Genomic DNA, 22,426 nt, shown 5'->3' with positions numbered 1-22,426 from the left:
GTCATTGCCTGTAGGCGGAGGGACTACCGCGGCGTAACCACCGGCGTGCCCGACACCGGATCGGCGTAGACCTCGCAGTCGAGCCCATAGACGTTGCGGATCAGCTCAGGGGTCACCACATCCGCCGGCTTGCCTTCGGCGACGATGCGGCCTTCGTGCATTACCACCAGGCGGTCGCCGTAGCGGGCGGCCTGGGCGATGTCGTGGAGGACGACGATGCTGGTCCGCCCTGCCCCATGCAGGTGCCGCACCAGGTCGAGGGTTTCGACCTGGTGCTTGATGTCGAGGAAGGTCGTCGGCTCATCGAGCATGACGTAGGGCGTATCCTGGGCCAGCGCCATGGCGATGAAGGCGCGCTGCCGCTGCCCACCAGACAGCTCGGCCACCGGCTTGAAGCGCAGCTCGGCGAGCCCGGTGGCGGCGATGGCCTGGTCGACCAGCTCGATATCCTTGGGCGAGCGGAGGCCGAGCAGCGACTGATGCGGGGCGCGGCCGTAGCCCACCAGCTGCTCGACGGTGATCGCGGTCGGCACAGCTGGACTCTGCGGCAGGTAGGCGATGGTGCGGGCAACGCGCTTGGGATGATTGCGCAGCACATCGAGGTCATCGGCATGGATGGTGCCGGTGCGCGGCTTCAGCAGCCGGCCGATGGTCTTGAGCAGCGTGGATTTACCGCAGCCATTGGGGCCGATCAGGATGGTGACCTCGCCGGTCGCAATGGTCAGGTCGATGTTCTCGACGATGGCACGGTCGCGGCCATAGCCGGCGGTGACACCCTTGACCAGGATGCTCATGAGTCCTGCTCCGAAGTCGTGGTCAGCATGATGTAGATGAAGAACGGCGCGCCGATCAGCGCGGCGAGGATGCCGGCCGAGACCTCGATCGGCGGGGCGATGGCGCGGCCGATGCCATCGGCCAGCACCACCAGCAGCATGCCGACCAGCGCCGCCACCGGCAGCATCAGCCGATGTGAGCCGCCGACCAACCGCCGGGCAATATGCGGCGCCATCAAGCCGATAAAGCCCATGACCCCGACCACGGCGACGGAAACGCTGGCGAGGAGCGTCGCGACGAGCAGCAGCAACAGGCGCTGGCGCGGCACGTTGAGACCAAGGCCGGTGGCGGTTGCTTCGCCCAGCGCGATCAGGTCGAGCCGATAGGAGAGCAGCAGCGCCACGGCGCTCAGGGCGACGAGCGGCAGCCAGCTGACCGCCACATGGGCCCAGGTGCGCCCCCAGAGCGAGCCGGTGAGCCAGATCATCGGGGCCGAGCTCTCGCTGTCATTGGAGACGATCAGCAGGTAATCGACCCCGGCCTCGAAGACGAAGCCGACGGCGACGCCGATCAGCGCCAGGTGGATTGCCGAGAGGTTGCGATAATGCGCCACCACCATGACGAAGGCGGCGGCCGTCAGGCCACCGATGCAAGCGGCGAGCGGCATCCAGACCTGCGGGATATCGGGGAAGACCAGCACCAGCACCAGCGCGAACAGCGCGGCACCGGAGTTGATGCCGATGATGTTGGGGCTGGCTAAGGGGTTGCGGATCACCGCCTGGATGATGGCGCCGGACAGCGCCAAGGCGGCGCCCGCCAGCAGCGCCAGCACCATGCGCGGCAGGCGCGACTTCATGATGATGTAGGTCTGCTGCTCGCCATCGAGGGTGAACAGCGTGTTGACGATGGTCTGGGTCGGGATCGGCACCGCGCCGACGCTGAGGCTCCAGAGCGCCGCGGCAATGACCAGCACGGCGAGCGCGGCGATCAGGACGAGGCCGCGAAGCGTGCTGCGAGGTCTCACCGGGACGTGCACCACGGCGCTCATGCCATGTGCCTCGCGCGCAGTGTCGCATAGAGAAAATACGGCGCGCCGATCAGCGCGCAGATGACGCCGAGCGGCGTCTCGTAGGGAAAGCGCACCAGTTTCGAGACCACGTCGGCGAACAGCACGAGCCCTGCCCCACCGAGCGCCACTGCCGGAACCAACAGCCGATGGTTGGAGCCGAACCACAGGCGACAAAGGTGCGGGATCACCAGCCCGACGAACATCACCGGCCCGGCCGCGGCGACGCTCGCTCCGGTGAGCACGGCGGCCAGCATGGCGCCGATGAAGCGCATGCGGCGCGGATCGACGCCCAGCCCCTGCGAAGCCCCATCGCCGAGCGCCAGGATGTTGAAGCTGTGCGCCATGAAAGTGCTGATGGTCAGCCCGCCGGCGGCCCAGAACAGCAGCGGCAGCGCCTGGTCGAAGCGGGCAGCGGAGATATCGGCCGAAGTCCAGCTGAGGACCAGCCGGGACAGGTTGTCCTCGAGGGTAAAGGTGAAGCGCACGAAGGCGAAGCTGAAGGCGCCCACGGTGACGCCGGCGAGGATCAGCCGCATCGAGTCGAGCCGGCCACCTAAGCCCGCGGCGATGCCGAAGGTGACGGCGCCGGCCACCACCGCGCCGATGATCGCCATGGTGTCGAGATTGCCGATCATCAGTGCCGGGAATACCAGCGCCAGTGCCACCCCGAGCGCCGCGCCCTGATTGATGCCGAGCACCGATTCAGAGGCCAGCGGGTTACGTGTCACCGCCTGCAGCGCCAGCCCGGCGAGGCCGAGGTTGATGCCGATCAGCCCGGCGATCAGGGTGCGGGGCAGCCTGAGATCGACCACCGCCGAACGGGCGAGGCTGCCGTCATCGACGAACAGCAGCTGCAGCACGTTGCCGATACCAACATCGCTGCGCTGCCCAATGATCAACGACAGCAGGGCTGCGATGAGCACTGCTGCCGCAAGGAGCGCGAAACGGATGGCCAAAGGCAAGCTTACTTCTTCAGCTGCAAGCTTACTTCTTGAGGTGTTTGACGATCTCGACGAGGTTGGCGCCGCTGACTTCCGAAGCGATGACGCCACGCAGGCGCGACCATTCGTGGGCGTTCACGTCGACCAGGTTGCCGGTCTTGACCGCTTCGACATTGTCGTAGAGCGGCTGGCCGACCCAGCTGTCGGTGAGGCCGGGATCGGCATACTTGCCGCGCAGGATCACCTGCGGGTTGATCTCGGACAGCTGCTCCAGCGAGGTCTTGACGATGGCTTCCTCGTAGGTGTGCCCGTCGGGCGTCGGCATATTGTTGTTGAAGCCGAACCAGGCCAGCAGCGAGCCGTTATAGCTTACCGGCGAGTGGAGGAAGATGCCTTCGCCATTGTCGACGATGAACTGCGCCGACCAGGCGGAGACGTCGCCGATGGCGGCCTTGAAGCCCTCCATCCTGGTGGTGTGCTCGGCCAGCCGCGCCTCCATCTCGGCATCCTTGCCGACCGCGTGGGCGATGGTCTTGGCCGCCTCGAGCGCCACCTGGTAGGTGCCGGTGAGGCTGTCGAAAGCGATGGTCGGGGCGATCTCGCTGAGGGCGCCGTAGATCGCTTCGTGCCGGCTGGTATCGGCGATGATCAGGTCGGGCTGCAGCGAGGCGATCACCTCGAGGCTCGGCGACTTGCGGGTGCCGACGGATTTCCAGTCGTCGCCGATCACCGCGGTATAGGCGGGAACGATCGACTCCCGCGTGTCGTCATCGGCAATCCCGACCGGCGCGACGCCCACCGCAGCGAGGCTGTCGACGAAGCTGTATTCGAGCACGACGATGCGCTTGGGCGCATCGGGCACCTCGGTGGTACCGAGGTCGTGCCTGATCTCGACGGCCTGCGCCAGGGGCGCGACGGCCAGCATGATGGCGCCGGCAAGAACGGCGAGGATGGCTCGATTGAACATGGACGACCCCAGGCTGATTGGCGGCATGTTCTCAGGCCGAAAACATGATTTGTCAAATCATGTTTGATTTGACGTGGAAGCGATAGCCCAGTGCCAGCCAACCCCTCACCCGTCTCGGCCTGCGGCCGATCCACCCTCTCCCCGACGGGGAGAGGAATTGTGCCCATCACCGGCCCCTCAGGATTCTTCTCCCCGTCGGGGAGAAGGTGGCGCGTAGCGCCGGATGAGGGGTAAGCCACGATGGCGCAGATGGGCGGCGATCCTCCCAACAAAAAACCCCGGCCTCTTGCGAGACCGGGGTTCGTAGCACGCGGCAGCGCGCTTACTTCTCGATGGTGACCGCGTCGAAATACGGCACGTTCAGCGGCGAGCGCCAGAAGCCTTTCACGTGGGGCTTCATCATCATGTACTGGTTGCGGTGATACTGCGGCAGGATCACCGCATCGTTCATGATCAGCGCCTCGGCGGCGCGCATGTCGGTGAGCGATTGCTTCTCGTCATTGGTCGCCTTGGCGTCGGCGATCAGCTTGTCGTAATCGGCGTTCGACCAGTTGGCGAGGTTGTTGGCGCTGCCGGTGACGAAGTTGTCGAGGAAAGTCATCGGGTGCGGGTAGTCGGCGCCCCAGCCCATCTGGGCGATCTGGTACTCGACCTTCTGCACCTCAGGGTAGAACACCTGCCACTCCGACGCCTGGATCTTGACGTCGATGTTGAGGTTCTTCTTCCACATCTGCTGGATGGCTTCGAGGAGCTTCTCGATCGGCGGCGACGAGTAGGTGACGAACACCGTGTCGGGGAAACCGGCGCCATCCGGATAGCCGGCTTCGGCAAGCAAGGCCTTGGCGGCATCGACTTCGGCAGTCGGGGCGAGGCCGAAGCTGTCCGAGCCGTCACGGAAGTCTTCGCCGGCGACGTTCATGCCGGGTGGCACCAGCGCCATGGCCGGAATATCGGCCGACTGCAGCACGAACTCGACGATCTCCTCGCGGTCGATCGCCATCGACAGCGCCTTGCGGACGCGCACGTCGTCGAGCGGCTTCTGGTGCGGGTTGAAGAAGGCATAGGTGGTGCCGAGCGCCGGCACGACGAGAAAGCCGTTATTGTCTTCCGAGGCGAGACGCGGGATTTCCGGTGCCGGCACCGCCTCGACGCCATCCACATCGCCGGCCTCATAGGCGGCGAGCGCCGTCGCCGGGTCGGGGATCAGCCGGAAGGTCAGCTTGTCGAGGCTGACATTGGCGGCATTGTAATATTCGGGGTTCTTCTCGAGCACGATCGACTCGCCAAAATTCATCGCGGTGACGCGGAACGGGCCGGTGCCGATATAGGTGGCGGGCTTGCGGGTCCAGCCATCGGGATCGGCGGCGACGATATCCTCGCGCACCGGGTAGAAGGTGGAGAAGCCGAGCAGCTGCAGCATGTAGGGGACGCGCTGCTTCAGGGTGAAGGTGAGCGTGTGATCGTCGGTGGCCGAGATCGCGACATTGTCCTTCGACTGATCGGCGTAGAACTCTTCGGCGCCGGCGATGCCGTAGAGCATTTGGCTGTTCTTGGCACCGGAGGCCGGGGTCAGGACGCGCTTCCAGGCATAGACGAAATCGCCTGATGTGACGGGCTTGCCATCTGACCACTTGGCGTCGGCGCGCAGCTTGAAGGTGTAGGTGAGGCCATCATCGCTGATGGTCCAGCTCTCGGCCAGAGCCGGCACCACGGCGCCATCCGAGGCGTATTTCACCAGGCCCTCGAAGGCGTTGCCGATGATCGGCGTGGCGAAGGTCTCGGCCGTGGTGCCCGGATCGTAGGCGGCGGATTCGTTGTTGACCACGTAGGTCAGCTCGCCGGCGGCCCAAACCGGACCGACCGAGGCCAGCAGAGCCGCGGCAACCAGCGGCAGCAATCGCTTCAGCATAGATTTCTCTCCTGTTTTGCGGGCCGTTGTCCGGCCCTGTTGAAAGTCAAAAACTCCAATCAGGCGGCGAGCGCTTCGCCGGCCATGACTTTGTCTGCATAGTGACAGGCGGCAAGATGCCCGCCGCCGACATCGCTGAGCGGCGGCTCGACCCGGGCGCAGAGCTCGGTGGCGAAGGGGCAGCGGGTGCGGAAGCGGCAGCCGGAGGGGATATCGATCGGGCTCGGGATCTCGCCGCGCATGGGCGCCACGTCGCGGCGCGCCTCGGGATCGGCGACGGGGATCGAGGCGAGCAGCGCCTGGGTATAGGGGTGCGCCGGGGCGCGATAGAGGGTGTCGTTGGAGGCGAGCTCGACGATCTTGCCCAGATACATCACCCCGATGCGGTCGGAGATGTGGCGCACCATCGACAGGTCGTGGGTGATGAACAGGTAGGTGAGGCCCAGCTCTTCCTGCAGGTCCTCGAGCATGTTGACCACCTGGGCCTGGATCGACACATCGAGCGCCGAGATCGGCTCGTCGCAGATCACCAGTTCGGGGTTGAGCGCGATGGCGCGGGCAATGCCGATGCGCTGGCGTTGGCCGCCGGAGAATTCGTGCGGGAAGCGATGCGCGTGGTCGGCATTGAGGCCGACCCGCGCCAGGAGTTCGGCGACCCGCTGCGCCCGCGAGGCGGCGGTGCCGATGCCGGCGATTTCCAGCGGCTCGGCGATGAGGCTCGCGACCGTCATGCGGCCGTTGAGCGACGCGTAAGGATCCTGAAAGATCATCTGCATGCGCCGCCGATACGGCACCAGCTGCCGCTCCGGCAGGTCGGCGATATCGGTGCCGTCGAACAGCATCTGGCCGGAGGTTGGCTGGAACAGCCGGATCAGGGTGCGCGCCAGGGTGGATTTGCCGCAGCCGCTTTCGCCGACCAACCCCAGCGTCTCGCCGCGGCGGATTTCGAGATCGACGCCGTCGACCGCCTTCAGCAGCGGCCGGTTGCGGCCGAGCAGATCGCCCGGCAGCGAGAAGTGCTTGGTGAGGTTTTTGAGTTCGACCAGCGGGGTATCGGTCATGCGGGAACGAGCTCGGCGGTGATGCCGGCGACACGCGGCGCTTCAGGGTGGTGCAGCCAGCAGCGGGCACGATGCGCCGGGCCGGCATCATAGAGTGGCGGCAGCGCGGCGTTGCACTGCGCCATGGCGTGCGCACAGCGCGGCGCAAACGGGCAGCCTTTGGGCGGGCGCAGCATATCGGGTGGCGAGCCGGGGATCGGGGTCAGCCGGTGGTGGGTGTCGTCGCGAAGATCGGGGATCGAGGCGAGGAGACCCTGCGTGTAAGGGTGCGATGGCCGGGCGAACAGCTCGCGCACCGGCCCCTCCTCCATCACCATGCCGCCATACATCACCAGCACCCGGTCGGCGGTTTCGGCGATGACGCCGAGATCGTGAGTGATGAGGATCACCGCCATGCCGAGCCGGCCCTGCAGCTCCTTGAGCAGCGCCAGGATCTGGCGCTGGATGGTGACGTCCAGCGCAGTGGTCGGTTCGTCGGCAATCAACAGCTTGGGGTCGCAGGCGAGCGCGATGGCGATCATCACCCGCTGCCGCATGCCGCCGGAGAACTCGTGCGGGTATGATCTCAGCCGCTTGGCCGCTGAGGGGATGCGGACCAGTTCGAACAGTTCGATGGCGCGGGCGCGGGCCTCAGAGCGACTGACCTTCCTATGCCTGAGGATGGTCTCGATCACCTGTTCGCCGACGGTGAGCGTCGGGTTCAGCGAGGTCATCGGATCCTGGAAGATCATCGAGATGTCGTTGCCGCGAAGGGCGCTCAACTCGTCCTCGTCGAGGGTCAGGAGATCACGGCCCTCGAACAGCGCGCTGCCGTCGATGACGCGGCCGCTGCTGCGCAGAAGGCCCATCAGGCTCATGCAGGTGATCGACTTGCCCGAACCGGACTCGCCGACAATGCCGAGGATCTCGCCGGCACGGAGCTCGAACGAGACGCCGCGCACCGCCTTCACCTCACCACGCGAGGTGAAGAAGCTGGTCGATAGATTGGTCACGGAAAGCAAGGGCGTGCTCATGTGCGGAGTGGTCATGCGCGCAACCTTGGATCCAGCGCATCGCGCAAACCGTCGCCGAGGAAGTTGAAGGCGAACATAGCGAGGCTGATGGCGGCGGCCGGGAAGAACAGCTGGTAGGGATAGGCGCGCAGCGTCTCCACCGCTTCGGAAGTCAGCGTGCCCCAGCTGGCTTCCGGCGGGGTGACGCCGAGCCCGATGAAGCTCATGAAACTCTCGATGAAGATGGCGCTCGGGATCAGCATGGTGAGCGTCACGAGGATCGGGCCGACCGAGTTGGGGAGCAGGTGTCGAACCAGGATGCGCGGCGTCGAGGCGCCCATGGTGCGGGCGGCGGCGACGTAGTCCTGCTGCTTCAGCGTCAGGATCTGGCCACGCACGATGCGCGCCATGTCGACCCAGTAGACCGAACCGATGGCCAAGACCACCGACAGGAAGCCGGAGTTGAACACCACCATGATCAGGATGACGTAGAGGGTCAGCGGGATGGTCGAGATCACCTCGACGATGCGCATCATGATGGTGTCGGCCTTGCCGCCGAGATAGCCGGCGAGACCGCCGTAGAACACGCCGATGAAGAAGTTCACCAGGGTCGCGACAAACGCCACGGTGAGCGAAATGCGGGCGCCATAGAGCTGGCGCGCCAGCACGTCGCGACCGAGCTGATCGGTGCCCAGCAGGTTGCTCATGTTCCACTGCCAGCCACTGGGAGTAAGCGCCGCGCCATCGGCGAAGCTCAACTGCTGTTTGGCGGTATCGAGCACCACCTGCTTGTCGCCGAACTTGAACTGCTGCTGCTTCTTGATCAGGTCCTTCTTCGCCGGCCGGAGCAGCCCGGCGACCTCGCCTGATGGTGTCACCTCGTAGAGGTTGAGGTTGCCGGAGTTGAAGAAGAACCGCGTCGTCGCGCCAGTGCTGTCGGTGACCTCGTAGGTCTGGAACAGCGGCGGCACGTTGGAGAGCTTGAGGTTCTGCTCGAAATAGGTGTGCCGCGACAGCATCGGCCCGAAGATCGCGGCGAGCACTAACAGGATAATGAAGCCGAGCCCGAGCATGGCCGGCTTGTTGGCCCAGAGGCGCTTCCGCACATCCTGCCAGAAGGTGAGGCTGGGCGCGGCAATGTATTCCGCAGCGGCGCCGTCGCGCGTCGCTGGGGCCCACATTTCAGGCGCGACTTGCGTGTCGGTCATTTGGGGTCGGCCCGGTATTTGATGCGCGGGTCGAGCACGAGATAGAGCATGTCGACGATGAAGATCATCACCATCAGCACGGCGGCATAGAAGATGGTGATGCCCATGATGGCGGTGTAGTCGCGGTTGGTGATCGACAGGACGAAATGCCGGCCGATGCCGGGCAGTGCGAAGATCTGCTCGATGACGAAGGAGCCGGTGAGGAGGTTGGCAACCACTGGGCCAAGCACCGTCACCACCGGGATCAGCGAGTTGCGCAAGCCATGCTTGAACAGCACGGTGCCGCGCTTCAGCCCCTTGGCCTTGGCGGTCATCATGTAGTCCTGCTGCAGCGTTTCGAGCAGGCTCGAGCGGGCCAGCCGGGCGATGAACGAGATCCAGAACCCCGACAGCGCAAACACCGGCAGGAAATAGCCGCGCCAGTCATCGAGCCCGAAGGTCGGCACCCAGCCGAGCCGCAAGGCGAAGATGTAGAGCGCCACGGTGGCGATGACATAGGAGGGAACGGCGACACCGATGGTGGCGATCACCATCACCAGGGTATCGGGCCAGCGATTGCGGTTTAGCGCCGCGACGATGCCGAGCGGCACCCCGAGCGCCACCACGCAGATCAAGGCCAGGGCGCCGGTCTTCATGGTCACCGGCAGGCCCTCGGCGATGATCTCGTTGACGCTCATCCCGGCATATTTGAACGAGGGGCCGAGATCGAGGCTCAGCACGCCCCGCAGGTAGGTTAAGTATTGCAGCCAGAGCGGATCATCGAGGTGATATTTGGCGTTGAGCGCCGCCTGAATCTCCGGCTGCAACATCTTTTCGGAGGTGAAAGGACCTCCCGGCACGGCGTGCATGAGAAAGAAGGTCAGCGTGATGATGGCGAACAAGGTCACCAGCATCAGCAACAGGCGCTGCACAACATAGGCCGTCACTTGGACGGGCCCGCTTGGCTCCGGACTCGCAAAACTTTAGCCCCACTATAATCGGGGTATATCAGCACCTTGGCGGCGCCGGTGCAACTGGTCAGATGGTGAAACGGCTGCGCAGGATCAGGAAGCAGGCGGCGGCCGGGATGACGAGGGCGCGGGCGGCTTCGACCTTTTCCGGTGGATAGGCGCCCTCGACCTCGAGCAGGTTGACGCTCCCCAGCATTTCGCCGCCGGCGACCACCGGGATGTTGATGGCCGAGCCGCAGCCGAGCGAGCGGATCAGCGTCAGGTCGGGAAAGTCCTTCTCCATGTCCTTGACCGAGTTGGCCGAGTAGATGAAGCGCTCGGTGCGCATCTTCTCATAGGTGTCATCGAAGACGATCGGCTTGGTGCCCAGCACCGGATAGGCCGCCTCGTCGCTCGAATAGACCCGCCGCACATAGCCGCCATCAGGGTTGTCGGCCGTCATGGTGAAGAGCTTCACCCCAACCAGCGCCTCGGCTAGCCGATGCAGTGCCAGGCCAACATCGCGCTCAGTCCGGTAAGTGGCGAGCGCCTCGGCAAAGGCGTCATGCGGCGACTGGGTCAAGGCGAGGTCTCCCGAGAAGGCGTTGAACCGGCTCGTCAAAGCAGACTCGGGTGGGAAAGGGAACAGGGTTCGGCGTGATGCACCGGCCTCTCGATGATCCTCCCCCGCGTGGCGGGGGCGATAGCATATGAAGAGCCACCGGTGGCAGTGCGGGGGCCTTCTCCCCTTGTGGTCAGCGGACGAGGGCGAAGCCCTCGCCGCGAGGTGCCCGAAGGGCGGATGAGGGGTGCTCTCCGCGTACCGTATCGCCCGTCGCTATGCTCCGGTCGCGCTACACTTCGTTTCGCGGACCCCTCATCTGGCCTTCGGCCACCTTCTCCCACAAGGGGAGAAGGCACCCCAACTACTGTCAGTGCTCCTTATGCGTTAGCCCTGACTTCGCCGGCGAGGCAGCTTGGTCTCAGATCGCCAGATACTCCCGGCGCAGCGCTTCGTCGGCGAGCACGTCTTTGGCGAGGCCGGTGAAGGCGACTTCGCCGGTGTCGAGGATCACCGCGCGGTCGGCGAGGCGGAGCGCCGCAACGGCGTTCTGCTCGACGATGATGGTGGTGATGCCAAGCGCCTTGATCTCGTTGAGGATGCGTTCGATCTCCTCGACGATGACGGGGGCCAGCCCCTCATAGGGCTCGTCGAGCAGCAGAAGCTTCAGGTTGCGGGCCAGTGCCCGGGCGATGGCCAGCATCTGCTGTTCGCCACCCGACAGGGTGACGCCTTCCTGCCGGCGGCGTTCGGCGAGCCGGGGGAAGTGCGAGTAGATGCGCTCGAGCTCCCAGCCATGGCCGGGCGCGACCTGGGCGATGGTGAGGTTCTCCTCGACCGTCAGGCCCTGGATGATGCGGCGATCCTCCGGCACCAGCTGAATGCCGGCGCGGGCTGCCTCGAAGGACTTCATCTTGTGGATCGGCTGGCCGTCGAGCCAGATCTCGCCCGCCTGCAGGGCCGGGTTGTCGACGCGGGCGATGGTGCGGAGCGTCGAGGTCTTGCCGGCGCCGTTGCGGCCCAGCAGCGCGAGAATTTCGCCATGCCGGATGTCGAAGCTGACGCCCTGCACGATGTAGCTCTCGCCGTAATAGGCGTGGATGTCCTTTGCCGCAAAGAACGGGCCGTCGTGCGGCACGACGCGCTCGGCGCTGCGAGCGGTCGTGGTGAGATCAGTGTCCATGACGATCGCGCTCATCAGTGCACCGCCTCGACCCGGTGGGCGCCGCCGAGATAGGCCTCCTGCACCTTGATATTGCCACGCACTTCATCGGGCAGCCCCTCGGCAATGATCCGGCCGCCCGACAGGACGGAGATCTTGTCGGCCAAGGAGAACACGACATGCATGTCGTGTTCAATGATCACCTTGGTCATGCCGCGCGCCTTGATCTTCTGTAACAGGTCGATGGTGGTGTTGGTGTCGTGCCGCGACATGCCGGCGGTGGGCTCATCGAGCAGCAGCAGGCGCGGATGCTGGATCAGGCACATGGCCAGCTCCATGCGCCGCTTGTCGCCGCGGCTGAGCGCTCCGGCATGGGAAAGCCGCCGATCGGCGAGGCCGACATCCTCGAGGATCGCCTCGGCTTCGTCGCGCAGCGCCGCTTCGCGATCGACGCTGCGCAGCACATTGACGCGAAAGGCGCCATCGCGCTTGGCGAAGGCCGGCACCATCACGTTCTGCAGCACGGTCAGATCCGGAAAAATCTCGGGGGTCTGGAACACTCGGGCGACGCCGAGTTGGTTGATCTGGTGCGGCTTTTTGCCGGTCAGCACCTGGCCGTCGAACACCACCGCCCCGCTGGTCGGCGCCAGCCGCCCGATGATGACGTTGAGCAGAGTAGACTTGCCGGCGCCGTTCGGCCCGATAATGGCGTGGGTCTTGCCCTGCTCGACCTCGAGATCGATGTCGGAGAGGGCATGCAGCCCGCCGAAGTTCTTGCTGACGTCATCGACATGCAGGACGACATTGCGTTCGGTGGTTGTCATCTTGGCGCTACTCCGCCGGCTGGACGCGGATGGCGCCGGCTTTGGGTGGGGTGCCTCGGCGGAACAGCGCGCCGATACGGCGTACGCCCTCCATGATGCCGCCGGGCAGGAACACCACGACCAAGACGAACAGCAGCCCCAGCGTCAGCTGCCAGCCTTCGCCGACGAACTTGCTTGATATGGCGACAATGGTGTCGTGCAGCGGGGCGGGAATGAAGTCGAAGAAGCGGCTCAAGATGCCCTCGTTGAAGGACGAGAAGATGTTCTCGAAATACTTGATCAGCCAGGCGCCGATCACCGGCCCGATCAGCGTGCCAACGCCGCCGAGGATGGTCATCAGCACCACCTCGCCCGACGCCGTCCACTGCATGCGTTCGGCGCCGGCCAGCGGGTCGGTAACGGCCAGCAGCGCCCCGGCGAGCCCGGCATACATGCCGGAGATGACGAAGGCAGTGAGCGCGTAGGGGCGGGTGTTGAAGCCGGTATAGCTCATCCGCATCTGGTTGGATTTGATGCCGCGCAGCATCATGCCGAAGGGCGAGGCGAAGACCTTCTGGGCAAAGAAGAAGGCGATAAGCAGCACCACGGCGCAGAAGTAGAAGCCGCTGAGCCCGCTCAGCGTCACCCCGAACAGGCTCGCTGTGGGCAGCCCGGCGCCGCGGGTGGTGAAGGCGAGGTCGATGAGGCGCGGATCCTGCAGGGTGAGCTGCAGCGAGGTCTCGCCATTGGTGATCGGGGTCAGCACCGAATAGGCGAGATTGTAACTCATCTGGGCGAAGGCCAGCGTCAGGATGGAGAAGTAGATCCCCGACCGCCTGAGGCTGAGGAAGCCGATGACCAGCGCGAACAGCCCGGAAATCAGCACCGCGAGAAGCAGCGCCGGCAGCGCATCCATGGTGAGGAGTTTGAACGACCACACGGCGGTGTAGGAGCCGACGCCGAGGAAGGCGGCATGGCCGAAACTCAGGTAGCCGGTGAGCCCGAACAGGATGTTGAAGCCGATGGCGAAGATCGCGTAGATGGCGAATTTCTGCATCAGGCCCGGATAGTTGGCGCCGAACGGCGCCGTCCATACCGGCATGGTGATGACCACGAGCGCAAAGAGCGCGAAGATCAGCGCATCGCGGCGGGAGAGCTGGAACAGCGCCATGGTCAGTTCTCCATCATGCCACGGCGGCCGAACAGCCCACGCGGACGGACGAGGAGGATCACCACTGCCGTCAGGTAGATGATGATCTGGTCGATGCCGGGCAGCAGCGACTTGATCTGGTTCATCGAGGCAAAGCTCTGCAGGATCCCGAGCAGGAACCCGGCGGCCACGGCGCCGGGCAGCGAGCCCATGCCGCCAACCACGACGACGACGAAGCTCAGCACCAGGAAATCCATGCCCTGGTGATAGTTGGGCGGCAGCAGCGGCGTGTACATCACGCCGGCGAGGCCGGCGACGACGGCGGCAAGACCGAACATGATGGTGAAGCGGCGGTCGATATTGATGCCGAGCAGCCCGACCGTCTCGCGATCCGCCATGCCGGCGCGTACCACCATGCCGAAGGTGGTGAAGCGCAGGAAGCCGAACACCGCGGCGATGACGCCGGCCGAGAACAGGAAGTAGACCAGCCGCCACAGCGGATAGGTCAGCGCCCCCGGCGCGAGGCCGATCAGCGCGCCGACATCGGCGGCGCCGCGCAGCGCGGTGGGCATGGCCTGGCTGATCGGGTTGGGCCCGAAGATCGCCTTGACGATCTCTTGCAGCACGATGGCGAGGCCGAAGGTGACGAGGATCTGCTCAGCGTGCGGGCGCTTGTAGAAATGCTTGATCAGGCCGCGTTCCATGACGATGCCGATGACCAGCATCACCGGGATGGCGAGGAGGATCGACAGCGGCACCGACCAGTCGATCAGCACGCCCCCCCAATCGCCGAACCAGGTCTGGGCGAGCGGCGTGCGCACTTCAAGCGCGGTGCCCCAGGCGGTGGTCTGGGTGGGATCGACCGTGACGGTTTCGAGGGTGATCAGGTAGCGAAAGCTGACGGCGCAGAAGGCGCCGAGCATGAATAGCGCGCCATGGGCGAAGTTGACGACGCCGAGGGTGCCGAACACCAGGGTCAGGCCGAGCGCGATCAGCGCATAGGCTCCACCCTTGTCGAGGCCGTTGAGAAGTTGCGCGAGTATGGCGTCCATGGTCCGCTGCCCTGTTGATGCCCTAGGAGCAGGGTGGCGTGTCGTTGAATCGCCCCCTGCTCAGAGTCCCTGTTTGGTCGCGGGATCGAACCGGAAAAGTCTGCAACTTTTCCCGATCTCGCTCCGAGGTTCCGCTCCGGCTGGGTCGCAACCGGAGCGGGCTCCAGGATTCGGTCAGCAGGCAACCGCAGTATCGGGGCCGAGCTCGCCGCCGAAGATCGCCGGGTCGTAGGTGACGCTTTCCTTGGAGGCGGTGGCGACCACTTCGAGCAGGTCGAACGGGTTGGACGGGGTCTCCTTGCCCTTCACCACGTAGACTTCCTTGAAGCACTGGTGGTCCTCGGCGCGATAGCTGGTCGGGCCGTTGCCCATGCCGTCGAACTCGAAGCCTTCCAGCGCCTTGATCACTTCGGGCGGGTAGAAGGTCCCGGCGCGCTCGCAGGCATCGGCATAGAGCAGCGCCTGGACGTACGAGGTGTGCGCGGCCTGGCTCGGCGGCTGGCCGAACTTGGCGCCGAACGACTTGGTGAAGGCCTTCGAGGCGTCGTCGGGTAGCTGCCAGTCCCAGTTCGAGGTGCCGTAAATGCCCTTCATGGCGGCGCCGGCGCCCTTGGCCATCAGGTCCGAGACCAGCGGCACGACGATCTCGAACTGCTTGCCGTTGGCCTGCTTGTCCTTCATGCCGAACTGTACGGCCTGGGTGAGCGAGTTCACCATGTCGAAGCCGTAGTGGTTGAGGATCAGCACGTCGGCGCCGGAATTCAGCACCGGCGTCAGGTACTGGCTGAAATCGCCTGCACCGACCGGAGTGCGGACCGGCTCCAGCGTCTTCCAGCCGAGCGCCTCGGTGGCGTTCTTCATCGACTCTTCCTGGGTCCAGCCCCAAGTGTAGTCTGCCGTCAGGTGATAGGCGACTCGCTCCTTGCCGTAGGCTTCGCCGAGCACCGGGCCGAGCGCGATGCCCGACTGATAGGCGTTGAAGAAGTGGCGGAAGCCGTAGCGCTTCTTGTCCTTGCCGGTGGTGTCGTTGGAGTGGGTGAGCGCCGCCATGAAGATGACACCCTTCTCCTGGCAGAGCCCCTGCACGGCAATTGCCACCGAGGACGACGAGCCGCCGGTGATCATCACCGCGCCATCGCGCTCAATCATTCGGCGGGCCGAGTCGCGGGCGGCGTCGGCCTTGGTCTGGTCGTCGCCGGTGACGCCGACCACCTTCTTGCCGAGGATGCCGGTGCCCTTCAAAGTCTTCGACGAGAAGAACGGGATCAGCCCGCCGTCGCCGCCGCCATTCAGGTGCTCGACGGCGAGCTCGTAAGCGCGCTGTTCGTCGGCCCCCTCGTCGGCGTAAGCGCCGGTCAACGGCATGTTGAAGCCGATAGTGACGGTGTCACCGGTCGGTGCATTGCAGAATTCCTGGGCATAGGCGCCCCGGGTAAAAATCAGCGGCGAGACGCCGGTCGCCAGAATGCCGGCAAGGCCGCCCTTCAGCACGCCGCGGCGGCTGAAGTTCCCAGAATTGGTCATTAGCTCCTCCTCATGCGCGGCGGGGCACGGTGCATTGCCATGCGCCTCACAGCGATGCGTCACTATCCGGCGACCCGCAAAGCTTCGCAACAGGTGACTGATATTGCTCAGCATTTCTGTAAATCGTTGGCCTTGATTGACTGAGGACTTGTCAATACATTGACAAAAATGGGGGGATGAATGCGCGCACCGATCGGCCTCAAGATCAGTTCACGCCGCCGGGCATTGGGGGTGTCGCAGGCGGCGCTGGCCCGCCGGGCCGGGATTTCGGCGAGCTACCTCAACCTGATCGAGCGCAATAAGCGCCATGTCGGCGGCTCGCTGCTGATCCGGCTGGCCGAAGAGCTCGAAGTGGAGCTGAGCGAACTCAGCGGCGATGCCGAGCATCGGCTGATTGCCGAACTCGACGAAGCGTTTGCCGATCCGGTGCTCGAGGGGATCGACATGCCGGCGTCGCGCGATCTGGTGGCGCAGCAGCCGGCCGCGGCGCGCGCCATCGCCCGCCTCCGCCGCGCCTATCTCGGCGCCACCGCCAATGCCGACAGCTATGCCGACCGGCTGCGGACCGATCCGCTGCTGGCGCAATTGCTGCACCGCATTCTCTCCGGCATCACCGCGGTCCGCTCCACCGCCGAAATTCTCGAAGATGTCGCCGATCTCGAGGAAGGCGAGCGCAACCGGTTCGTTGCGACCATCACGCGCGAGACACGCGGGCTGACCGAGGTGGCGCACAGCCTGATCGGCCAGTTCGAGGTGGATGCCCGGGGTCGGCGCACACTGTCACCGATCCGCGAACTCGACGACCTGATCTTCGAGCGCGACAATTACTTCCCGGGGCTCGAGGCCGTCGCGGCCGGGCTCCGCGCCCAGATCGAAGCCGAGGGGCGGTTCGGCGAGGCGGCGCTTGCCGCCTGCCTCGCCGCGAAGTTCGGGGTCAGCATTGCCCGCAGCGCCGGTCGCGAAGTCGATGCTGCCGGTTTCCCGGGCCAGTATCACTTCAACTCCAACACCCGCACCATGTGGTTCCAGGCGAGCGCCGGCGCCGCCACCCGGCAGTTCCAGCTCACCCGGCTGTATGCCGAACTCAGTGCCGCCGAGGCCATCGAACGCGAGGTCGACACCCCACAACTGTCGACGGCCACGGCGCGGCGGCTCGGCTATCGGGCGCTCAGTTCCTACCTCGCGGGGGCCATGGTGTTTCCCTACGCACCGTTTCTCGCCGACGCCGAGGCGCAGCACTATGACATCGAGACGTTGCGCCAGCTCTATACCGCGAGCTTTGAGCAGGTGGCGCATCGCCTGGTGTCGCTGCGCAAGCCGGGCGAGCCGGGGCTGCCATTCGGGTTTCTGCGCTCCGATGCGGCGGGGCGGCTGACCAAGCATTTCCCCCTGCCCGGCCTGCCGCTGCCGAGCGCCGGGCACGCCTGCCCGCGCTGGGTGATCTATGGCGCGTTCCGCACGCCGCGTACGCTGGCCCGGCAGATCGCGCAGTTCGCCGACGGCTCGCGCTACCTGTTCATCGCCAGCGCGCAGCCGCGGCAGGGTGCCGGCTATGCCGACCACGCCATTCCGACTTCGGTGATGCTCGCCTGCGATGTGCTGCATGCCGATCGCACGGTCTACGGCGCCGGGCTTGATCTCGGCGACAGCAGCGCCGACGTGCCGGTGGGTCCGAGCTGCCGGCTCTGCCCGCGGCGCGATTGCGCCGACCGGCAGGAGGAAGCCTTCACCACCGCCGGCGAGCCAGCCGCCATCCGGGCGCCGCTGGTGCCACGGCGTTTCGACATTGGCGAGCCGGACTAGATGTGGCTAAGTGGTCCAGGTCCGATTGGGAGGTCGGGCGGGAGGGGGAGATTTGGCTGTCGATGTTCTCATCGCCGAGGATGAACCGAGCATTCTGAGATCGCTCGATTTCATCCTGCGCCGCGCCGGCTGGTCGATCGAAGCGGTCACCGACGGCGATGCCGCGCTCAGCGCGGTGCGCCGCAGCATGCCCAGAGTATTGGTGCTCGACGTGATGTTGCCCAAGCGCTCGGGGTTCGATGTGCTGAAGCAGATCCGCGCCGATGCGGCGCTCAGGCAATTGCCGGTGCTGATCCTCACCGCCAAAGGCCAGGCGCAGGATCGCCGTAATGCCGAGGAGCTCGGCGCCGACCGGTTCATCACCAAGCCCTATGCCAATGCCGAGGTGGTGGGGGCGGTGCGCGAACTGATGGGCCTCGCTCCGGCGGTGGAATAGACCGATGGAGCGCCGGAAGCTCGAAAGCGCGGCGCTGTTCCTCAGCCTTCTCGGCGTGCTGCTGATCCTGCCGCCCCTCGCTGTGGTGTTTCAGCTCGAGCGGCGCCTGTTCGGCGTGCCGTTCGAAGTGATTTATCTGTTCGTCTGCTGGCTGGGCCTGATCGCCGCCGCCTTCTGGCTCGGGCGCCGTCTGCCGCGCGAAGCCGAGGCCGAACCGCCAGCCGAGGGCGAGGACTGATGCTGACGCCTGACGTGGTCATCGCCGTCGCCATCGGTTACGTCGGCCTCTTATTCCTCATCGCCTATGTCAGCGACCGGCAGGCGCGTAACGACAAGGCGGCGTTCCTCCGCTCGCCGTTTATCTACACGCTCGCCATCTCGGTCTATTGCACCAGTTGGACGTTTTACGGCGCCGTCGGCTCGGCAGCGCGCAACGGGCTCGAATATCTCGCCATCTATCTCGGACCGACGCTGGTGTTCATCGGCTGGTGGTTTGTGCTGCGCCGGCTGGTGCGGATCAGCCACAAGCAGCGCATCACGTCGATCGCTGACCTGCTATCGGCGCGCTTCGGCAAGTCAAGCCGCCTCGCCGTGCTGATCACGGTTATCGCGGTGATCGGCATCGCACCCTATATCGCGCTGCAGTTGAAGGCCGTCACCTCGTCATTGCAGGCCATTGCCGGGGTCGGCGAGTTTCCCGGCCGGACGCTGCGCGGCATCGACGAGGTCGGGCTGGCGCTGGCGGTGGCGGCGGGGATGGCGCTGTTCACCATCCTCTTCGGCACGCGCAACGTCGATGCCAAGGAACAGCATCACGGCGTCGTCGCCGCCATCGCCTTCGAAGCCGTGGTCAAGCTGGCGGCACTGCTGGCGATCGGCATTTTCGTCATCTATGCGGGCGGCGGGCTCGAAGCGATCTTCTCGCGCGCCGAGGCGGCGGGGATCGACATCTACTCGACCGGCAATTTCGACGACCGCTGGGTGGCGATGAACGTGCTGTCGGCGGCGGCGATCCTCTGCCTGCCGCGGCAGTTTCAGATCACCGTGGTCGAGAACTCGAATGAGAATCACCTCCGCACCGCCGGCTGGGCCTTTCCGGCCTACCTGCTGCTGATGAGTCTCTTCACCCTGCCGATCGCGCTGTTCGGGTTGACCTCGATGCCGGCGGGCGCCAATCCGGACATGTTCGTCCTCACCTTGCCGCTGTCGGCCGGACAAGAGGGCCTCGCACTGTTCAGTTTCATCGGCGGCTTCTCGTCGGCTACTTCGATGATCATCGTCGAGTCGATTGCGCTCTCGATCATGGTCTCCAACCATATCGTCATGCCGATCATGCTGCGGGTCACCCAGGGGCATGGCGTTGCCAGCGCGCGCGGCGTCAGCCGGCTGCTGCTCAACTCCCGGCGCTTCTCGATCGCGCTGATCCTGCTGCTCGGGTTCCTGTATTTCTACCTGACGCGCGATTCCGATGCGCTGGCGCCGATCGGCTTGATCTCGTTCTGCGGCGTGGCGCAGTTCCTCCCGGCCATTATCGCGGCCCTGTTCTGGCGCGAGGCCTCGCTGAAGGCGGCGACGTCAGCAGTGGCGGTGGGCTTCGTGGTCTGGGCCTGGTCGAGCTTCATGCCGTCGTTCCAGAGCTCGTCGCCGCTGGTGGCGCAAATCATGGCGGAGGGGCCGTGGGGTCTCGCCTGGCTGCGACCCGAGGCACTGTTCGGTGTTGAAAGCATCGACCCCTTGGTCAACGTGGTGTTCTGGAGCCTTTTCCTCAACACGGTGACGCTGGTCGTCGTCTCGCTGTTCACCTCGCAATCGGTGCTCGAACGGGTGCAGGCTGCGCTGTTTGCCGATCTGTTCCGCCGCCCGGGGGCTGGCGCACCGGCAGTGATCCGCGGCTCGGCGACGGTCGAGGATCTCTATTTCGTCGCTGAGCGGGTGCTCGGTGCGCCACGCGCCAAGGCACTGTTCGACGGCGTGGCAGGCGCGCCCCCGCCGCAGTTCATCGATCGGTTGGAGCGTGAACTCGCCGGCTCGATCGGTTCTGCCTCGGCGCATGTGATGCTCAGCAAGGTGGTGTCGGGTGACGCAGTGTCACTCGAGGAAGTGTTCGAAATGGCCGGCGAGACCCGGCAGGTGATCGAATATTCGCAGGAGCTGGAGCGGACCTCCGCCGAGCTCAGGTCGACGGCGCAGAAACTGGAGGAAGCCAACACGCAGTTGCGGGCCATCGACACCGAGAAGGACGAGTTCCTGAGCCAGGTCAGCCACGAGGTGCGCACCCCGATGACCTCGATCCGCTCGTTCTCGGAAATCCTGCTCGAGGAGCAAAGGCTGACCGCCGATGAGCGGCAGCGCTTCGTCAAAACCATCCACCAGGAGAGCCTCAGGCTCACGAAGCTCCTCGACGACATCCTGGGGATGAGCGCACTCGATCACGGCGAGCACGGCTGGGACAATGCGCCGATCGAGGCCGAACACTCGATCGATCGCGCCATCGAAGTCTGCTCGGCGCTGGCCCGGCAGCGCCGCATGCAGCTGACCGTCGGCAGCCGCGCGCCGAGCGCGGTGATCTCGGGCGAACCCGACCGGCTGTGCCAGGTGCTGATCAACCTCGTCTCCAACGCCATTAAATACAATGATGCGGTTGAGCCGATGGTCGAAGTCCGCTCGCGCACCGGGCGCGGACGCTACCTGATCGAAGTCGCCGATAATGGTCCCGGCATCCCCAAAGCAGAGCGCAAACTGATCTTCGAGAAGTTCGCGCGCGGGCAATCGGGCGGCGTCACCGCACCGGCCGGGGCTGGCCTTGGCCTTGCCATTTCTCGCCAGCTGATCGAGCGAATGAACGGCAAGCTGGAACTGCTGCCGGGCACCGGCCCGGGCGCCTGCTTCCGCATCACCCTGCCCCTGCTTTAGAACGGTCGTCGACGGGGCGATTTGGCCTTGCGATTATCCGCCCATTCGATGAGTATCCGCCCAATCGGAGGGCAAAGCTTCATGGCTCGTCAGGACACAGCTGTTACGCGTCTCGACGATGCGGCCAGGGCGGGATGGCTCTACTACGTCGCCGGCAACAATCAGGAACAGATCGCCAAAAAACTCGGGGTGTCGCGCCAGACGGCGCAGCGGCTGGTGTCGCTGTCGGTGAGCGAGGGGCTGGTGCGAGTGCGGCTGGACCATCCGATCGGGCGCTGCATGGAGCTGGCCGAGCAGCTGCAGAAGCGCCATGCGCTGGATTTTGCCGAGGTGGTGCCGACCGATCCCGAGGCTCCCGGGGCGATCCATGGCGTGGCGATCGCCGCCGCGGCGCAGATCGAGCGCTGGCTCAGAAGCGACAAGCCGACGGTGATGGCGATCGGCACCGGGCGAACGCTGAAAGCGGCGATCGAGCAGCTGACGCCGATGGAAGCGCCGCAGCACAAGATCGTGTCGCTGACCGGCTCGATTGCGCCCGACGGCTCGGCCGCCTTCTACAACGTGATCTTCAACATCGCCGAGACGGTGAAGGCCCGCAGCTTCCCGATGCCGCTGCCGGTCATCGCCTCATCGCCGGCAGAGCGCGACATGCTGTTGAGCCAGCCGATGATCCGCGAAACCCACGCTTTGGCGCAGCAGGCCAACGTCACCTTTGTCGGCATCGGCGACCTCGGGCCCGAGGCGCCGCTGGTGGTGGACGGGTTCATTTCGGCAGCCGAACTGAAGCTGCTGCAGAAGGCCGGCGCGGTCGGCGAGATCGTCGGCTGGGCCTTCGATGCACAGGGCAAATTCATCAGCGGGCTGACCAATGACCGCGTCGCCTCGGCGCCGCTGCCATCGCGGGAGAACTCGATGGTGGTGGCAACGGCCGTCGGCGAGCGCAAGGTCCCCGGCATCCGGGCGGCGCTGACCCGTCGGCTGGTCAATGGCCTGATCACCGACGAAGCGACTGCCGAGGCGATTCTGGCGGCGGGCTAACCAGTACGCTTGCCGTCTCCCGACCGACAGACGGCTCGCCCAGCGTCCCATCGACCTGCGTCCTGGCGCCATGATCTCGCACGGACCACTCAACTATCGCCTCCCTCCCCCTTGAGGGGAGGGATTGAGGGAG

At 65.5% G+C, this 22,426-nt stretch carries 20 protein-coding genes; 5 read left to right on the top strand and 15 right to left on the bottom strand.

All coding sequences use genetic code 11. From position 1 onward, the window contains the following. Positions 1-23: 23 nt before the first annotated feature. The 15 genes from VW23_RS10010 to VW23_RS09940 form a co-directional block, all read right to left on the bottom strand. A complete protein-coding gene (locus VW23_RS10010; RefSeq protein ID WP_069909427.1) occupies positions 24-794 on the bottom strand; it encodes an ABC transporter ATP-binding protein in 771 nt (256 codons plus the stop codon). Then, on the bottom strand, positions 791-1,822 hold the full coding sequence (locus tag VW23_RS10005; protein WP_069909426.1) for a FecCD family ABC transporter permease: 1,032 nt from the start codon (positions 1,820-1,822) through the stop codon (positions 791-793). Before VW23_RS10005 ends, VW23_RS10010 begins: the two co-directional genes overlap by 4 nt. Next, entirely contained in the window at positions 1,819-2,766 is a 948-nt protein-coding gene (locus VW23_RS10000; protein WP_201788034.1) for a FecCD family ABC transporter permease, read from the bottom strand. Before VW23_RS10000 ends, VW23_RS10005 begins: the two co-directional genes overlap by 4 nt. A gap of 61 nt (positions 2,767-2,827) precedes the next feature. Next, entirely contained in the window at positions 2,828-3,751 is a 924-nt protein-coding gene (locus VW23_RS09995; RefSeq protein WP_069909424.1) for an ABC transporter substrate-binding protein, read from the bottom strand. Between the two features lie 322 nt (positions 3,752-4,073). Beyond that, positions 4,074-5,660: a peptide ABC transporter substrate-binding protein gene (locus tag VW23_RS09990; RefSeq protein WP_069909423.1), complete on the bottom strand. Its 1,587-nt coding sequence runs from the start codon at positions 5,658-5,660 to the stop codon at positions 4,074-4,076. Positions 5,661-5,719: 59 nt separating this feature from the next. Continuing rightward, the gene (locus VW23_RS09985; RefSeq protein ID WP_069909422.1) at positions 5,720-6,721 is read right to left on the bottom strand and encodes an ABC transporter ATP-binding protein; all 1,002 of its coding nucleotides are present in this window, start codon (positions 6,719-6,721) and stop codon (positions 5,720-5,722) included. After that, positions 6,718-7,749 carry an ABC transporter ATP-binding protein gene (locus VW23_RS09980; protein WP_201788033.1) on the bottom strand — a complete coding sequence of 344 codons (1,032 nt, stop codon included), beginning with the start codon at positions 7,747-7,749 and terminating at the stop codon, positions 6,718-6,720. The genes VW23_RS09985 and VW23_RS09980 overlap by 4 nt, the downstream gene beginning before the upstream one ends. Beyond that, entirely contained in the window at positions 7,746-8,921 is a 1,176-nt protein-coding gene (locus VW23_RS09975; protein ID WP_069909421.1) for an ABC transporter permease, read from the bottom strand. Before VW23_RS09975 ends, VW23_RS09980 begins: the two co-directional genes overlap by 4 nt. After that, positions 8,918-9,847 carry an ABC transporter permease gene (locus VW23_RS09970; protein WP_069909420.1) on the bottom strand — a complete coding sequence of 310 codons (930 nt, stop codon included), beginning with the start codon at positions 9,845-9,847 and terminating at the stop codon, positions 8,918-8,920. The genes VW23_RS09975 and VW23_RS09970 overlap by 4 nt, the downstream gene beginning before the upstream one ends. Before the next feature lie 91 nt (positions 9,848-9,938). Then, a complete protein-coding gene (locus tag VW23_RS09965) occupies positions 9,939-10,433 on the bottom strand; it encodes a hypothetical protein (RefSeq protein ID WP_069909419.1) in 495 nt (164 codons plus the stop codon). Between the two features lie 400 nt (positions 10,434-10,833). Further along, positions 10,834-11,610 carry an ABC transporter ATP-binding protein gene (locus VW23_RS09960; RefSeq protein WP_084645876.1) on the bottom strand — a complete coding sequence of 259 codons (777 nt, stop codon included), beginning with the start codon at positions 11,608-11,610 and terminating at the stop codon, positions 10,834-10,836. Continuing rightward, positions 11,610-12,398, bottom strand: coding sequence for an ABC transporter ATP-binding protein (locus tag VW23_RS09955; protein ID WP_069909418.1), 789 nt, complete (start codon positions 12,396-12,398; stop codon positions 11,610-11,612). The genes VW23_RS09960 and VW23_RS09955 overlap by 1 nt, the downstream gene beginning before the upstream one ends. Positions 12,399-12,405: 7 nt before the next feature. Beyond that, positions 12,406-13,548 carry a branched-chain amino acid ABC transporter permease gene (locus tag VW23_RS09950; protein ID WP_069909417.1) on the bottom strand — a complete coding sequence of 381 codons (1,143 nt, stop codon included), beginning with the start codon at positions 13,546-13,548 and terminating at the stop codon, positions 12,406-12,408. A 2-nt stretch (positions 13,549-13,550) separates the two neighbouring features. Next, the gene (locus VW23_RS09945; RefSeq protein ID WP_069909416.1) at positions 13,551-14,579 is read right to left on the bottom strand and encodes a branched-chain amino acid ABC transporter permease; all 1,029 of its coding nucleotides are present in this window, start codon (positions 14,577-14,579) and stop codon (positions 13,551-13,553) included. 174 nt (positions 14,580-14,753) lie between these two features. Then, entirely contained in the window at positions 14,754-16,103 is a 1,350-nt protein-coding gene (locus VW23_RS09940) for a substrate-binding protein (protein ID WP_069909415.1), read from the bottom strand. Positions 16,104-16,283: 180 nt separating this feature from the next. On the opposite strand from VW23_RS09940, the gene VW23_RS09935 reads away from it, so the two are divergent. The 5 genes from VW23_RS09935 (at position 16,284) to VW23_RS09915 (ending at position 22,293) form a co-directional block, all read left to right on the top strand. Next, complete coding sequence (locus VW23_RS09935) at positions 16,284-17,906, top strand: helix-turn-helix domain-containing protein (RefSeq protein WP_069909414.1); 1,623 nt, start codon at positions 16,284-16,286, stop codon at positions 17,904-17,906. 52 nt (positions 17,907-17,958) lie between these two features. Beyond that, a complete protein-coding gene (locus VW23_RS09930) occupies positions 17,959-18,342 on the top strand; it encodes a response regulator transcription factor (RefSeq protein ID WP_069909413.1) in 384 nt (127 codons plus the stop codon). A 4-nt stretch (positions 18,343-18,346) separates the two neighbouring features. Next, positions 18,347-18,580, top strand: a complete 234-nt coding sequence (locus VW23_RS09925; protein WP_055885845.1) for a hypothetical protein — start codon at positions 18,347-18,349, stop codon at positions 18,578-18,580. Beyond that, on the top strand, positions 18,580-21,255 hold the full coding sequence (locus VW23_RS09920) for a sensor histidine kinase (RefSeq protein ID WP_069909412.1): 2,676 nt from the start codon (positions 18,580-18,582) through the stop codon (positions 21,253-21,255). Before VW23_RS09925 ends, VW23_RS09920 begins: the two co-directional genes overlap by 1 nt. A gap of 81 nt (positions 21,256-21,336) precedes the next feature. After that, a complete protein-coding gene (locus tag VW23_RS09915; RefSeq protein WP_069909411.1) occupies positions 21,337-22,293 on the top strand; it encodes a sugar-binding transcriptional regulator in 957 nt (318 codons plus the stop codon). The last annotated feature ends 133 nt before the right edge of the window (positions 22,294-22,426 follow it).

This window comes from Devosia insulae DS-56 (assembly GCF_000970465.2).
Lineage (GTDB): Bacteria > Pseudomonadota > Alphaproteobacteria > Rhizobiales > Devosiaceae > Devosia_A > Devosia_A insulae.
Note: the sequence above shows the minus strand (reverse complement) of the source record. Positions and strands in the feature narration are given on the sequence as shown.

Excerpts from the sequence above, each read along its gene's own strand:
- VW23_RS09945 (WP_069909416.1), bottom strand. The coding sequence starts at position 14,579 with ATGGACGCCATACTCGCGCAACTTCTCAACGGCCTCGACAAGGGTGGA.
- VW23_RS09920 (WP_069909412.1), top strand. The coding sequence starts at position 18,580 with ATGCTGACGCCTGACGTGGTCATCGCCGTCGCCATCGGTTACGTCGGC.
- VW23_RS09935 (WP_069909414.1), top strand. The coding sequence starts at position 16,284 with ATGCGCGCACCGATCGGCCTCAAGATCAGTTCACGCCGCCGGGCATTG.
- VW23_RS10005 (WP_069909426.1), bottom strand. The coding sequence starts at position 1,822 with ATGAGCGCCGTGGTGCACGTCCCGGTGAGACCTCGCAGCACGCTTCGC.
- VW23_RS09915 (WP_069909411.1), top strand. The coding sequence starts at position 21,337 with ATGGCTCGTCAGGACACAGCTGTTACGCGTCTCGACGATGCGGCCAGG.
- VW23_RS09985 (WP_069909422.1), bottom strand. The coding sequence starts at position 6,721 with ATGACCGATACCCCGCTGGTCGAACTCAAAAACCTCACCAAGCACTTC.
- VW23_RS10010 (WP_069909427.1), bottom strand. The coding sequence starts at position 794 with ATGAGCATCCTGGTCAAGGGTGTCACCGCCGGCTATGGCCGCGACCGT.
- VW23_RS09960 (WP_084645876.1), bottom strand. The coding sequence starts at position 11,610 with ATGAGCGCGATCGTCATGGACACTGATCTCACCACGACCGCTCGCAGC.
- VW23_RS09995 (WP_069909424.1), bottom strand. The coding sequence starts at position 3,751 with ATGTTCAATCGAGCCATCCTCGCCGTTCTTGCCGGCGCCATCATGCTG.
- VW23_RS09990 (WP_069909423.1), bottom strand. The coding sequence starts at position 5,660 with ATGCTGAAGCGATTGCTGCCGCTGGTTGCCGCGGCTCTGCTGGCCTCG.
- VW23_RS09980 (WP_201788033.1), bottom strand. The coding sequence starts at position 7,749 with ATGACCACTCCGCACATGAGCACGCCCTTGCTTTCCGTGACCAATCTA.
- VW23_RS09950 (WP_069909417.1), bottom strand. The coding sequence starts at position 13,548 with ATGGCGCTGTTCCAGCTCTCCCGCCGCGATGCGCTGATCTTCGCGCTC.
- VW23_RS09940 (WP_069909415.1), bottom strand. The coding sequence starts at position 16,103 with ATGACCAATTCTGGGAACTTCAGCCGCCGCGGCGTGCTGAAGGGCGGC.
- VW23_RS09925 (WP_055885845.1), top strand. The coding sequence starts at position 18,347 with ATGGAGCGCCGGAAGCTCGAAAGCGCGGCGCTGTTCCTCAGCCTTCTC.
- VW23_RS09955 (WP_069909418.1), bottom strand. The coding sequence starts at position 12,398 with ATGACAACCACCGAACGCAATGTCGTCCTGCATGTCGATGACGTCAGC.
- VW23_RS09975 (WP_069909421.1), bottom strand. The coding sequence starts at position 8,921 with ATGACCGACACGCAAGTCGCGCCTGAAATGTGGGCCCCAGCGACGCGC.